This is a genomic window from Pseudoalteromonas sp. J2K-J031, assembly GCF_058197095.2.
This window is the reverse complement of record NZ_CM200279.1, coordinates 3,451,180-3,464,732: the sequence shown is the minus strand read 5'-3', so window position 1 is coordinate 3,464,732 and position 13,553 is coordinate 3,451,180. Positions and strand designations below refer to the sequence as shown.

Genomic DNA, 13,553 nt, shown 5'->3' with positions numbered 1-13,553 from the left:
AAAAAAGTTGAGTACTGTTTACATTACGGATATGACGCAATGTTTGGCTCATAGTGAGTTTCATCGGCAATGATTTAAAAATCGGCTTTAGACTCACCTGAAAAAACTGTGTTAATATATCGCCCTTATTTTCGTATTTTTGAACTCACAATTGGGTGCTATGTCTTCTTCATCACTTAATCAATTAGAAAAACGTACCGCAGTATCGTTAGCGAGTGTGTTTAGTTTTCGGATGTTAGGCTTGTTTATGCTAATGCCCGTTTTAGCCATTTATGGCCAAGAGCTTGAAGGTTTTTCGCCTTTGTGGGTGGGTCTTGCAATTGGTGCGTACGGATTGACACAGGCCTTATTACAAATTCCGATGGGGTGGCTTTCAGATCGATTTGGCCGTAAGCGCGTTATTGTTGGAGGGTTAATTATGTTTGCTGTTGGCTCACTGATTGCTGCGCTCGCTGATTCAATTTATATGATGACACTTGGCCGAGCCATTCAAGGCATGGGAGCAATTGCCAGTGCTGTGCTGGCGCTTGCCGCTGATTTAAGTCGAGATGAACAGCGCCCTAAAGTTATGGCAGTGATTGGCATGTGTATTGGTCTAAGTTTTGCTTTTGCGATGTTACTCGGGCCGATGATTGCAGCCAGTTTTGGTATTAGCGGTATTTTTTGGCTGACAGCCGCGTTGGCATTATGTGGGATCGTGATTGTTCTCACCGTCGTACCCACCGCAGTTAATCGCGCACCAAAAGGTGATACCCTTGCTGTATTTGCCGATATAAAAAAATTAATAAAAGATCCGCAATTAGCCAGGCTTGATATCGGGGTTATGTTTTTACATTTAACGCTTACAGCTGTGTTTGTTGTATTACCCAGTAAATTAATTGCGGATGGTTTTTTAGCGCAAAATCATTGGAAGTTATATATTCCGGTTTTAATTCTGGCATTTGTTTTAATGGTGCCAGTGATGATCGTATCGATAAAAAAAGAAAAAGAAAAACAAACGTTTGTCGCATCAATCGCCTTGCTAGTAGCCAGCTTAATGACATTAACTCTTACCGCTAATTCGGTGTGGGGTATTGGTATTTCTATGCTGGGTTATTTTATTGCGTTTAACTTTTTAGAAGCAACGATGCCTGCGATGGTATCGCGGATGGCGCCCGCCAACCAAAAAGGCTCTGCAATGGGGGTGTTTTCCTCGGGGCAATTTTTTGGTGCCTTTTTAGGTGGCATGTTGGGTGGTTTTATTGCATCAGTTGAATCAGGGCAAGCAGTGTTTGCCGCAGCGACATTGATTGGGGTAATATGGCTGGCTATCGCGTGGGGAATGATTGTTCCGCCTCGTAGTAAATTAATCAGTTTAATCACAGATACAGAAACAGAGCAGCAGGCTGAAGCCCTCGCTGCTAAACTTGTTGAGCTCGATGGTGTAATCGAAGCAACTGTAGTGTGGGAAGAAAATCGCACCTATTTAAAAGTAAATGATAAAACATTTAACCTTGAACAAGCTCGTCGGGTTGTTGGTCTGAATTAAGTATAAAGGAGAGGTGCTATGGCACGTGGTGTAAATAAAGTCATCTTGGTAGGTAATTTAGGCCAAGATCCAGAAGTAAGATATATGCCCAATGGCAGCGCTGTTGCAAATGTTAGTTTAGCGACTGCGGAAAGCTACAAAGACAAAAATACCGGTCAAATGGTTGATAAAACTGAGTGGCATCGTGTGGTGTTTTTTGGCAAATTAGCTGAAATCGTTGGCGAATATGTACGTAAAGGTTCACAAATTTATGTTGAAGGTAAGCTTCAAACACGTAAATGGACTGATAAAGACGGGCAAGAAAAATACACCACAGAAATCGTAGTTGACGGTTTTACCGGCCAAATGCAAATGCTAGGTGGTCGCAACGAAAATGCTCAGTCAGGTGGCTACCAACCACAAGCTCAGCAAGGCGGTTTTGCACCACAACAGCAGCCACAAGGTGGGTTTGCTCCGCAACAAACAGCACCGCAGCAGCAAGGTGGTTATGCTCAGCAGCAAGCACCTCAGCAAGGTGGTTACGCACCTCAACAAAAGCCAAGCGGGTTTGCGCCACAACAAGCCGCACCACAGCAAGGTAACTACGGTTCTCAACAAGGCGGCTTTGCACCACAACAAGGTGGCTTTGCGCCTAAACCGCAACATTCACCACAAGGCGGTGCATCAAGTCCAATGGAACCATCAATTGACTTTGATGATGATATTCCGTTCTAAAGTTTATTAGAAACAAAGATAAATGTTCTGAGCCCCCTGAACTCGGTATAAACATTTTATGTGAATTTAAGCCTCAATAAGTATTGAGGCTTTTTGATTATATGAGGTTTTAAAATGTTTGAATCGCTACAGTTATTATTTCAACGAATTGATAACAGTAAAGTATTTCAGTCTTTTATTATTTTTGTGATTGTTGTATCAGCAATTAGTGTTGGTGCACACACTTATGCGTTACCTGTGTGGTTTGAAAATGCGCTGCTGTGGTTAGACAAAGCAATCACGTTGTTTTTCCTTGTTGAAATTATTATTCGCTATGTTGCATCTAAAGGATTTAAAGACTTTTTCTCTAAAGGTTGGAATATTTTTGATGTACTAATTGTAGTGGGAAGCCTAGTACCGCTGGCGGGTTCCTCTGTCTTTATTGCGCGCTTGTTGCGTATTTTCAGAGTGTTGCGATTGGTTTCTATGGTGCCAGAACTCAGAATGCTGGTAAATGCATTGCTAAAGGCCATTCCGAGAATGGGCCACATTGCATTATTGATGTTTGTTATTTTTTATATTTACGCCACTGTCGGCAGCATGTTGTTTAGCGATATTAACGAAGTATTGTGGCGCGATGTATCAATCGCAATGCTGACATTATTTCGAGTCGCAACCTTTGAAGACTGGACTGACGTGATGTATGAAACGATGACTGTTTACCCACTGAGCTGGGTTTATTACTTAAGTTTTATATTTTTAACGGCGTTTATCTTTTTAAATATGATGGTGGGCGTAATTTTAGAAGTCATGAATACCGAGCATCAGGCGTTTGTTGATGAGCAAATGCCCGAGGGTGATAAGCCTGCAACACAAGCTCAACTCAATGAAGTGCAAAAGCAAATTGCCCAGATGACTGAGTTGCTCAAGCAATCTCAAGCCAAGTAAATTTACACGCTATGCAGATTATTTGCTGCATAGCTTGTATTCCCTCGTTTTTGAACAACACTTAATGCATCTCTAGGTATTTAATTTGCTGGTAAGGTTGTTAATGAAACTTTGTTTAAATCGTTATCAATCTATGCTGTTTTATAGTTTGAACGTACTTTGTTTGTTAATTCTATGTTTCGCTAATCAGCAGCTCCACAGTTATTTGCAATTTCATCAGCAATTACAAACTAACACGCTATTGAATCAAGCTGATGGCCTGCCTGAGTTGGCACAGGTGGAGTTATTTTCAGCTCGGCATTATCAAAAAATTCCCCCTCCTCAACAGCAAGAAGCTAAAAACACTCTTTATGTTGCTGGTCAGCACTTTGAAACGCCGTCAATATTGGTAAGTTATTGGCATATTTTTACGTTATTAAATGTTTTTATTTTCACGGTCTTTGGCTTGTTACAATATGCTGTACTTATGAATATTGGTGGAAAACGCTTGATGTTAGCTCAGCTTAAACAGACTGCGAAACCGTTTAACATCGAAAAAATAACCGCCAAAAAAGCGGTGAAAAAAAAGCTATCTGCTCCTTTAGAGCCATTGCTTAATAACTCTTTACTGGGTTTAAGTGCTAGTAAATATAATTTATTTATTATTATCGAGTGGCAGCAACCCATACGTGTCGAGGAAGTACATCTTAATGTGATTGCCTCGCAGCTCGAGCAGAATATTGGGGTGCATTTTAGTGATATCACCCATTGCTCTTTAAAATGTTTACGCTCAGGACGAATGACTATCACCCTTGGTGAAATATGCTCAATAACATTGAATGGTTTTGAAAAGAAATTACACCAATTATTACTTTCTAGTAGTTTGCAATATCAAGGGTTGATAGATGCTAAAGATATCAAGCTAGGTGCGTGTAACTACCGCGTTAGCAATCATAAGGCAGTTGATCAGGCATTGGTATATCAATTAGCTGAAGCTGCTTTAGCTATCAGTAAATCAAATAGTTGGCAGCATTATTGCCGTTTGTTATACAACCAGTCTCAAACGCAATTAGCGGTGTTGAGTACAAAAGAAATTGTAGAAATAATACAAAAAAAGCAATATTTGTTTTTGTTTCAGCCAGTTTTTTCTCTTAAAAATGGTGATATTTTGCAGCATGAAGCATTGATGCGTATTCGCCATAAAGAGCAGGGGTTGTTGTGTGCTAAACAATTTATGGCTTTTATTGAAGCCGATAACGAGCAAAAGATATTAGATCAAGAGGTGTTGGCACACATCATTCGGGTCATTGCTAATGAAGCACATTTCTCAACTGTTAGCGTGAATATTAACAGCGCCTCTATCTTGGATAGTGAGCATTTAATTCGACTTATCACAATGATCCAGCAAGCTAAAATGGCCCATCGTATAGCGCTTGAAATTAGCATTAAAGATTTATCTGGTCAGTCATTGGCTTTACTTCGGGCTTTACAATTGTTGGCTCAGGCTCAGGTGATGATTGTTTTAGATAATATTGAACGTCTATTTGTATTCAAAACTCAACTCACCCAATTAAATATAAAAGCGATTAAATTAGATATTAATTTAATCCATCAGTTAGAGCTCAACGTGAATAAGCAGCAAGAGATCAAAAAAATTATTAAGATAGCGAAAATGCAAAAGGTAGATGTTTATGCAACAGGAGTCGAATCTAAAGCTGAGCTTGAGCTGTTAAAAAAATTAGGTGTAAAAGGCGCACAAGGGCACTTTTTTGCTGAGCCTCTACAGCAATTGGCATTATTCAGCCAGGCCTAATACCAATCGTAATAAATAACTGAACACCCTAGCTTGTTAAAACACTCGATAACTTCGTTAGATTTTTTGATTGTAGAATAACTACTTATCGAAAAAACCTGCCTTGTTCTCAAGCGTTTTTCCTACGCTATTTTTGATCACTTACTTATCGTGATTGGTATAAAAGGTCGATTTACTAGCTCGTATTCAATTATCTCGTATTCAAGTTAAACAAGGCGATGAATTTGCCTTTTAGATATTGAAATAACACCATTCGCTTAAGAGCGAATGGTGTTAAATTAGCATGGTGGGTTTTGTGCTGATTATTACTTGTGTTTCAGTAAGCTGGCTTTTTCTTTGCGGTACATCAGAATGCCAGAGACCAATACTGCAAAGCTCACTATTGATATAATAATCGTTGCGAGCGCATTGATTTGTGGGCTTACGCCTAAACGAACACTTGAATACACCATCATAGGCAGTGTAGTTGCACCAGGGCCTGAAACAAAGTTTGCTACCACTAAGTCATCCATCGAGAGCGTAAACGCTAGTAACCAACCAGCAGCAAGTGCGGGGGCTATCAACGGAAGCGTAATGGTAAAAAATACTTTTAAAGGACGTGCACCTAAATCAAGTGCTGCTTCTTCAAAAGAGCGATCCATGTTTTTTAAGCGACTGCGTACAATTACCGTGACATAGGCCATTGAGAAAGTACTGTGGGCTAAAATAATTGTCAGTTGGCCGCGATTTTCAGGCCAGCCAAACATGTCTTTCATTGCCACAAAAAGTAAAAGCATGGATAAACCAATAATAATTTCGGGCATTACTAAAGGTGCGGTAGTCATTACTTCAAGCGTTTTATTGCCTCTGGATTTTGGAAACCGTACTAAAGCAATCGCGGCAAGCGTGCCTAACATTACTGCAATCCAAGCATTAAAAAAGGCAATTTTGACACTGAGCCATGCAGCACTGAGCAAGGGTTCGTTTTGCGCTAATTCAACATACCATTTAGTACTAAAACCAGCCCAGACTGTCACTAATCGGCTTTCATTAAATGAGTAGATGATAAGGCTGAAAATGGGTGCATATAAAAAAGCAAAACCAATCAGTAAAACAATAATTGAGAGTAGTTTAGTCTTTTTCACTTAAATATCGTCCACAACTTTGCGTTCATAATTTTGCATGTAAATGAACGGAATGATCAATACAATCAATAGCACAGTAGTTAGTGCTGAAGCGACAGGCCAATCTTTATTATTAAAGAATTCAATCCACATTAGTTTGCCTAGCATTAGGGTATCTGGACCTCCAAGTAAATCGGGAATAACAAATTCCCCCATTACAGGGATAAATACCAACATTGCACCTGCCAAAATGCCTGAAACCGATTGCGGTAATGTGATGGTGAAAAATTGTGTAATTGGTTTTGCTCCTAAATCAGCGGCCGCCTCGAGTAATGAGCCATCTAATTTTACTAAGGTAGCGTAAAGCGGCAAGATAAAGAAAGGCAAATAGCTATATACAATACCGATATACACGGCTGTTGAGGTATGGAGTATTTCTAAAGGTTGGTCAATAACCCCGAGCCACATTAAAAAGTTATTAATTACACCATTACTTTTTAAGATGCCAATCCACGCATAAACCCGAATTAAAAATGAGGTCCAAAATGGCAAAATAATTAACATGAGTAACGGCGTGCGCCATTTTTCCGGAGCGGTAGCAATGGCATAAGCCATTGGGTAACCGATAAAAATACACAGAATTGTTGATACAAAAGCTACCTTGAGCGAGCCTAGTAAAGCGCTAAAATAAAGCGAATCTTCAAGCAGTAAAACATAATTGGCAAAATTAATTTTGATTGTGACCAAGCCATCTTCAACATCACGTACCAGATCCAAATAAGGCGGCTGTGCTAGTGTCGCTTCAGAAAGACTGATTTTGAGCACAAACAAAAAAGGCAGCATAAAAAACAATGTCAGCCAAATGGTTGGAATGGCTGAAACAATTGTTTGGCTACGAATTTTGATGTTTTTTAACGCAATCATTGTGTTAATAACCCACAGCTATAAGGTGACCAAGACAAGGTCACGGTTTGATCCCAAGTTAACGGTTGTTCAGCCAAAGGTTGAACATTCGATTGAGTAAACTTAATGCGTTTACCCGTCGGTAATTCGGCGTGGTAAATCGACACATCCCCTAAATATGCAATTTCTTTAATGACACCTGTAATGCTATTAGTTTGATCCGGTGCTGCGGTTGATACTTGGATTTTTTCAGGGCGAATAATCATGCTGATATCCATACCTGCAACGAGCGGTTGGCCATGACTAATTTGTACATCAGCGCCTAAATCGTCACTGCTAATGGTGACTAATTCATCTTGCTGCGATTTAACAACGCCATGAAAAATATTAGCCAAACCAATAAAACCTGCAGCGTAAACAGAAGCTGGGTATTCATACATGCGGCGTGGTGTATCGAGTTGTTCAATGCGACCTTCGTGCAATAATGCGATGCGAGTCGACATCGTCATGGCTTCTTCTTGATCATGGGTAACCACGATAAAAGTAGTATTAAGGCGTTCTTGAATGTTAACTAGTTCAAACTGTGTTTCTTCACGCAGTTTTTTATCTAATGCGCCCAATGGCTCATCAAGTAATAGAATTTTAGGGTGTTTTGCTAATGAGCGGGCTAATGCAACACGTTGGCGCTGGCCGCCAGATAGTTGGTGTGGCTTACGATTGGCAAATTTAGTGATTTGCACTAAATTCATCATTTCTTCAACACGTTGCTGGCGTTCATGGCGCGACATTTTTTCTTGTTTTAAACCATATGCAATATTATCAGCCACTGTCATATGTGGGAATAATGCATAAGATTGGAACATCATATTAACAGGGCGCTTGTACGGCGGCAGGTTAGTGACGTCTTGGCCATCAATAATGATGGTGCCACTGCTTGGGGTTTCAAACCCAGCTAGCATTCTTAATAACGTTGTTTTTCCACAACCAGATGCACCTAAAAGCGAAAAAAATTCACCTTGGTGAATTTCTAGATTGATATCATCTACTGCGTATGTGGTACCAAAATTCTTCGTTAGATTTTTAATCTGAACGATAGGAACTTCAACTTTGTCAACAGCGGTCATTTAGCGTTGCACCTCGAGTCTTCTTGAGTGAAAGTAATCGGCGCGCGTGCACGCCGATTAAGTTAGTTATTTATTTGTTTTTAAGCGAGTCCACAAGCGATTCATATCACGTGCTTGCTTTTCATTTGGAGTATTTAAAATCATTAGCTTTTCAAGCGTTGCTTGTGGTGGGTAAATGCCTGGATCAGCTGCAATGGCTTTATCAACAAATTGTGCTGCAGGTTTGTTGGCATTGGCGTAGGCAACAAAATTTGTGACTTCAGCAATCACTTCTGGGCGCATCATATAATTGATAAATTTATGAGCTTGTTCGACATTTTTTGAATCAGCAGGAATGGCCATAACGTCAGTCCAAACCACTGCGCCTTCAGATGGCACAACATAAGCAACTTCAACACCGTTGTTTGCTTCAGCAGCGCGGTCACGTGCTTGTAATAAGTCACCTGAGTAACCATGAGCAACACAGCTATCACCATTGGCTAAATCGTTAATATATTGGGAGCTGTGAAAATATTTAATGTGTGGACGAACTGCTTTAACAATTTCAGTTGCTTCAGTAACAGCTTTTTTACTAAAGTCAGCCGGGTCACTTCCTGAATAAGCGCGAACTGCAGCAAATACTTCAGTGGCATCATCCATTAGTGATACGCCACACACTGACAGTTTTTGCACAATGACAGGGTCAAAAATAAGTTTCCAAGTATCTAAAGGCATGTCGTCACCTAAGATCTCTTTTACCTTTTTAACGTTGTAACCAATCCCCGTGGTTCCCCACATGTAAGGCGTTAAATGTGCATTACTAGGATCAAGATCTGCTAGTGACTTTAAAATTACAGGGTCGATGTTTGCTAAATTAGGCAGTAACGCTTTATTAAGAGGTTGATAAATGCCAGCTTTGACATGGCGACCTGCAAATGGACGCGCAGTTGGAAACACTAAATCATAACCGCTGCTACCTGCAAATAATTTGGTTTCGAGTACTTCATTTGAATCATAAACATCGTAAGTAACCTTGATGCCAGTTTCTTTTTCGAAATTCGCAATGGTGTCTTTGGCGATATAATCTGACCAATTATAAATATGCAAGCTTTCTGCATTGGCATGAGCAGCAGTCAGCAAACTTAAAGATAGTGCAACCGATGTTAAACTACGTTTTAACATAAAATAGCTCCCGATATGTTGATGTTTATGCTAGCTCAAATGATAGGAGCTAATTTTTGTTAGTCGAAACCAAAATTCAAATTTTGGATGTGAAATATGACAAAAAATAGTTAAAAATGAAAGAAAATAATAGCTAACAAGTCGTAAAATTCTTTTATTAAAAAGAAATAAATGATCATAAATACCAGTGTATTCTGACTATGTAATAAAGGAATAAATTAAATATCCTAATTCACAGTCAATTATCAGCATAATGCTAGGTTATTTTTTATTAGCTTGGTGTGAGGTGTTTGAATATAAATTCATCGGTTCACTGCTTTTGAGTTGGGATATAAAATAAATAAAAGCACTTCAAACGGTCGATAAATGGGCTCAGTAGCGTTTACGAACAACACATTAATTAAAAAATAAAATGTTTAGTTAATCGTTTACAAGCAAAAAGATTATTCTGTTTTTTTAAATAATACGCTTAAGAAAATTCATATTATCGTCATAATGCGCTATATTACCCTTCCAGAGGGAAGATGTTGCACCGCAGCATCTTTTTTTATGTCTAGGTTTTGGACCAAGCTGCACATTGCAAGCAGGATCATTACCTCCACTCACAGACAACAACCTTTGGAGAATAGATTGAGTCACATAAAGTTATCCGCACTGAGTTTAGCAGTGTGCTTAAGCCTACCGGGTTATGCATTAGCAAACGAAACCACAGAAAATGAAGTCGAAAAAGCCAGCTTTGAAAAAATAGAAGTCACTGCGCGTAAACGCACCGAAAGCTTATTTGAATCCCCAACCGCTATTTCATCCATTGGTTCTGGTTTAATCGACAGCGCTAATATGAGTAATTTAGATGACATCGGTAAATATGTACCAAATTTAAATATCACTCGCTATGGTGTTGGTAATGCGGCGCATGCGTCGGTATTTATTCGTGGTATTGGTTTACAAGATCACATCATTACCACCGATCCAGGTGTAGGTGTGTATTTAGATGGTGTCTATTTAGGTCGCCAAATGGGCGCTAATTTAGCCTTGCCGAATGTGGAACGTGTTGAAGTTTTACGTGGCCCACAAGGTACGTTATATGGCCGTAATACCTTAGGTGGTGCGGTTAATATCATTACCAAACAACCCGGTAGTGATAATATTGTTACGGTCAATACCAAGCTTGGAAGCCGCGGTCGTATTGCAGGTGATCTGTACCTTAATACAGAAGTGAGTGATGAGTTTAGCTTTTCAGCCAGTGGCTCATTTAAAAAACGCGATGGTGTGGGTAAAGCGATTAACTTAGCCAATCCAGAAAAAGAAATCGGTGAAGAAGAAGAGTTGAGCGGTCGCATGAGCGCCAAATGGCAAGCGACTTCTGCATTAGCCTTTACTGTGAGTGTGGATGCGGTTGATAACGAGGCCGGTCAATCACCTTATACTATTGAATTTACCACGCCACTTGATGCAAATGATCCGTTTAATGGTGATTTCCCGCTATTAACCCCTGATATGATCCCATCAAACCCAGATGATTTAGCTACTACGGTTGCGGGCATCGAATCAACGGGTTATTCAGGTTGGGGCACATCGTTTATTGCTGATTGGCAAATTAACGATATTTACACTGCCAAGTTTATCAGTAGCTTCAGAAGCTCTGAGTACGAAGGTGGTTTAGATGATGATGCATCAGCACTGAATTTATCTGAGTTCCCTGAAGAGGGTGGGGCAGATCAATATTCATTCGAAATTCAAGTAAACGGCACGTTTGATAATATGGACTTTGTTTCGGGTTTATATTATTTCAATGAAGATGGTTATACCCGTTCAGGCCCGTTTGTTTTTAGCCCATGGAATACGCCTAACGGATTACTCAATGATGGCACTACGGCATCGTTTGGCGATTATGGCTACTTTGATGTAAACCAAGTAACAGATTCATATGCTGCTTATTTTAATATGAGTTACGACTTAAGCGCCGATTTAAGTGTCGGTGGTGGGTTGCGTTATTCTAAAGATGAAAAAGCAGCGGATGCTATTTTCCCATCGTTTGGTGAGCGTAAATACGAAACAGCTGAGTTTGATGCCGTAACGTGGGATGTTAATACATCTTATAAGTTAGCTAATGGTATGAATGTTTATGGCCAAATTCAAAAAGGTTATCAAACAGGCGGTTTCCCACCACGTCCATTTGGTGGCCCTGCGCAGTTTGTATCGTTTGATGAAACTCATGCAATTAACTACGAAATGGGTTTAAAAGGCCAAGTACTTGAAAACGTATCGATGTTATTGGCCGTATTTATGACCGATTACACAGATTTAGCATTACCGTTCTCCGATCCAACTGCGGGCGGCGGTTTTGTTACGATTGTAGAAAATGCGGGTGAATCGCAAGCAAAAGGCTTTGAACTTGAAACGACGATTGCAGTGACCGAAGACTTTAGTATTCGCAGTGCTATTGGTTATTTAGATGCTGAAATTACCAAGGTTGATGAAGGTGTTATTGGTATCGGTAAAGGCGATACGCCAGCACTGACACCAAAATGGACTATCATGATTGCACCGTCATATTTTGTTGATTTAGAAAATGGCGCAACGATTGCGATGAATGCTAATTATTCATACCGCAGTGAAATTCAAGGTCAGTCAGTTTATAACGCATCTGAAACCATTGATTCACGTGAGTTAGTCGGCTTTAACGTATCGTATCAAGCGCCTGCAGGTGATTGGGAAGTCACGTTATATGGCGAAAACGTCTTTAATGAAATTTACGACCAAGGCCGCTTGCAACAAAGTGGTTTTGTGGGGGTGATGCGCAGCAACGACCGCAGCGAGTTTGGTTTAAAATTCCGTAAAGATTTTGAACTGTAATTCTCAATAAAATGTAATGCCTTATTGGCTAATAAAATGCCGCGATAGCAATATCGCGGCATTTTTGTTGCTAACTGCCCAAGCAAAGTACTTGGTTAATGTACAAAATCCCCAATACTGTTTAGCATTTGCTCGTAATAAGGGTTGTACGTGAGGCGCTTGATTGGGCTAAATCTTTCAATGTTGTCCTTCGTTACTTCGCCAACATTGACCTGTTCATTTGTTTTACAGGCTTTGTACTGTTTATTATTACTTAAATAATGGCCACAATTCCGATACTGACCTTGTACGCCATAATGCAGGTTATCAGGGCTGTTCGTGGGCGAGGTATGGGCGATGTTTTTAACAGCAGCGCACAGGCTGGTTGCCTCACAGACTGGCACGGTTAATTTGATGTCGGAATTAAGTATCTTTTTAGCGCTTTCGGTTGCGCCATAATAAATGACTTCATCCTTGAGGGCCGTTTTGCGCCCTGTTGTTGCATGCCAAAAGTTGGCAAGCGCTAAGCTTGCATTGGTATTTATGGTTTGGTCTGTTTCACTGGCAATCAGGAGTAATGGAATATCATGACTGTTTAACTGGCTTGTATTGGTCACATCAATGCGCTGCATTAAAGAGTAAACTTGGCCTGCGGCATTAAATGCAAATGACTCATATTTGGCAAAATCACTATCGGCATCTTTATCAAGCCAATCAACAAAAGGGATTTTGGCAACATATTTAGCGAGCCATGCTTGCTCGCTTTTAGCCTGTGAGGCCGGTGACCACATGATTAAGCCTTTAATTTTATCACTGACCGTTTTTTGCTGCATCAGGTAGTCAAAAATCAGTGCGCCGCCAGTTGAAAAGCCGCCTAAGTACACCTGTTCAAAATCAGCTAAAGTACGATTAATGCCATACGCAGCAGCTTGTTGCCATTGTTGGTAAGTCACATCAATTAAATCCGATGGCGCAGTGCCATGACCCGGTAGTAATAAGGTTCGCACATTAAAGCCTTGCTCGAAAAAATACCCCGCTAAATCATGAAATAAGTAAGGGGAGTCGGTTAATCCGTGGATCAGTAAAATCGCTTTATGATTATTGGTTTGTTTCAGCTCAAAAGGAGCAATTAAATCACTCACAACTCTAGTTTGCATGGTTGATTCTGTTTGAATTGTCGTCACTGGCGTATCGATTGGGCAAGGTCGGTTTGCTTGAGGATTACGCGCTGTAATACCTGCTTTAGATGCATTGAGGTAGTCACTAAAAGGGGTGTGTGTGGTGTAACTAAATGCCGTGGTGTTTGATGGTGTGCTAAAACGAAATGATCCTTGTTCTTTGGCATTTAACATAGCTGAAAAATCATGGTTAATAGTAGTGCAATCGTCGGTAAACGTTTGCGCCTGCAAAGCACTGACCAGACTTAAAGCCAGAGAGAGCAGAGTAAATTTATAGAGTAATCGCAT

10 protein-coding genes are annotated in these 13,553 nt (G+C 40.2%); 5 read left to right on the top strand and 5 right to left on the bottom strand.

The features are described from left to right. Positions 1–160 precede the first annotated feature (160 nt). From AC3KZC_RS15840 to AC3KZC_RS15825, 4 genes are all read left to right on the top strand, one after another. The gene (locus AC3KZC_RS15840; RefSeq protein ID WP_490579702.1) at positions 161–1,528 is read left to right on the top strand and encodes an MFS transporter; all 1,368 of its coding nucleotides are present in this window, start codon (positions 161–163) and stop codon (positions 1,526–1,528) included. Positions 1,529–1,546: 18 nt separating this feature from the next. Then, entirely contained in the window at positions 1,547–2,242 is a 696-nt protein-coding gene (ssb, locus tag AC3KZC_RS15835) for a single-stranded DNA-binding protein (protein WP_490579703.1), read from the top strand. Between the two features lie 114 nt (positions 2,243–2,356). Continuing rightward, a complete protein-coding gene (locus AC3KZC_RS15830; RefSeq protein WP_490579704.1) occupies positions 2,357–3,169 on the top strand; it encodes an ion transporter in 813 nt (270 codons plus the stop codon). A gap of 103 nt (positions 3,170–3,272) precedes the next feature. Beyond that, the gene (locus AC3KZC_RS15825; protein WP_490579705.1) at positions 3,273–4,961 is read left to right on the top strand and encodes an EAL domain-containing protein; all 1,689 of its coding nucleotides are present in this window, start codon (positions 3,273–3,275) and stop codon (positions 4,959–4,961) included. Positions 4,962–5,266: 305 nt separating this feature from the next. On the opposite strand, the gene AC3KZC_RS15820 is transcribed toward AC3KZC_RS15825, so the two are convergent. The 4 genes from AC3KZC_RS15820 to AC3KZC_RS15805 all read right to left on the bottom strand — a co-directional run bounded on the left by AC3KZC_RS15820 (position 5,267) and on the right by AC3KZC_RS15805 (position 9,252). Beyond that, positions 5,267–6,085 carry an ABC transporter permease subunit gene (locus tag AC3KZC_RS15820; RefSeq protein WP_490579706.1) on the bottom strand — a complete coding sequence of 273 codons (819 nt, stop codon included), beginning with the start codon at positions 6,083–6,085 and terminating at the stop codon, positions 5,267–5,269. Beyond that, complete coding sequence (locus AC3KZC_RS15815; protein WP_490579707.1) at positions 6,086–6,988, bottom strand: ABC transporter permease subunit; 903 nt, start codon at positions 6,986–6,988, stop codon at positions 6,086–6,088. It abuts the gene before it with no gap. Next, positions 6,985–8,091 carry an ABC transporter ATP-binding protein gene (locus tag AC3KZC_RS15810; RefSeq protein WP_490579708.1) on the bottom strand — a complete coding sequence of 369 codons (1,107 nt, stop codon included), beginning with the start codon at positions 8,089–8,091 and terminating at the stop codon, positions 6,985–6,987. Before AC3KZC_RS15810 ends, AC3KZC_RS15815 begins: the two co-directional genes overlap by 4 nt. A 66-nt stretch (positions 8,092–8,157) precedes the next feature. Beyond that, positions 8,158–9,252, bottom strand: a complete 1,095-nt coding sequence (locus tag AC3KZC_RS15805) for a polyamine ABC transporter substrate-binding protein (protein ID WP_490579709.1) — start codon at positions 9,250–9,252, stop codon at positions 8,158–8,160. Between the two features lie 630 nt (positions 9,253–9,882). On the opposite strand from AC3KZC_RS15805, the gene AC3KZC_RS15800 reads away from it, so the two are divergent. Beyond that, positions 9,883–12,108, top strand: a complete 2,226-nt coding sequence (locus AC3KZC_RS15800; protein ID WP_490579710.1) for a TonB-dependent receptor — start codon at positions 9,883–9,885, stop codon at positions 12,106–12,108. Between the two features lie 95 nt (positions 12,109–12,203). Here AC3KZC_RS15800 and AC3KZC_RS15795 read toward each other — a convergent pair whose 3' ends face one another. After that, on the bottom strand, positions 12,204–13,553 hold the full coding sequence (locus AC3KZC_RS15795) for an alpha/beta hydrolase (protein ID WP_490579711.1): 1,350 nt from the start codon (positions 13,551–13,553) through the stop codon (positions 12,204–12,206).

Excerpts from the sequence above, each read along its gene's own strand:
- AC3KZC_RS15840 (WP_490579702.1), top strand. The coding sequence starts at position 161 with ATGTCTTCTTCATCACTTAATCAATTAGAAAAACGTACCGCAGTATCG.
- ssb (WP_490579703.1), top strand. The coding sequence starts at position 1,547 with ATGGCACGTGGTGTAAATAAAGTCATCTTGGTAGGTAATTTAGGCCAA.
- AC3KZC_RS15830 (WP_490579704.1), top strand. The coding sequence starts at position 2,357 with ATGTTTGAATCGCTACAGTTATTATTTCAACGAATTGATAACAGTAAA.
- AC3KZC_RS15825 (WP_490579705.1), top strand. The coding sequence starts at position 3,273 with ATGAAACTTTGTTTAAATCGTTATCAATCTATGCTGTTTTATAGTTTG.
- AC3KZC_RS15815 (WP_490579707.1), bottom strand. The coding sequence starts at position 6,988 with ATGATTGCGTTAAAAAACATCAAAATTCGTAGCCAAACAATTGTTTCA.
- AC3KZC_RS15810 (WP_490579708.1), bottom strand. The coding sequence starts at position 8,091 with ATGACCGCTGTTGACAAAGTTGAAGTTCCTATCGTTCAGATTAAAAAT.
- AC3KZC_RS15805 (WP_490579709.1), bottom strand. The coding sequence starts at position 9,252 with ATGTTAAAACGTAGTTTAACATCGGTTGCACTATCTTTAAGTTTGCTG.
- AC3KZC_RS15795 (WP_490579711.1), bottom strand. The coding sequence starts at position 13,553 with ATGCGATTACTCTATAAATTTACTCTGCTCTCTCTGGCTTTAAGTCTG.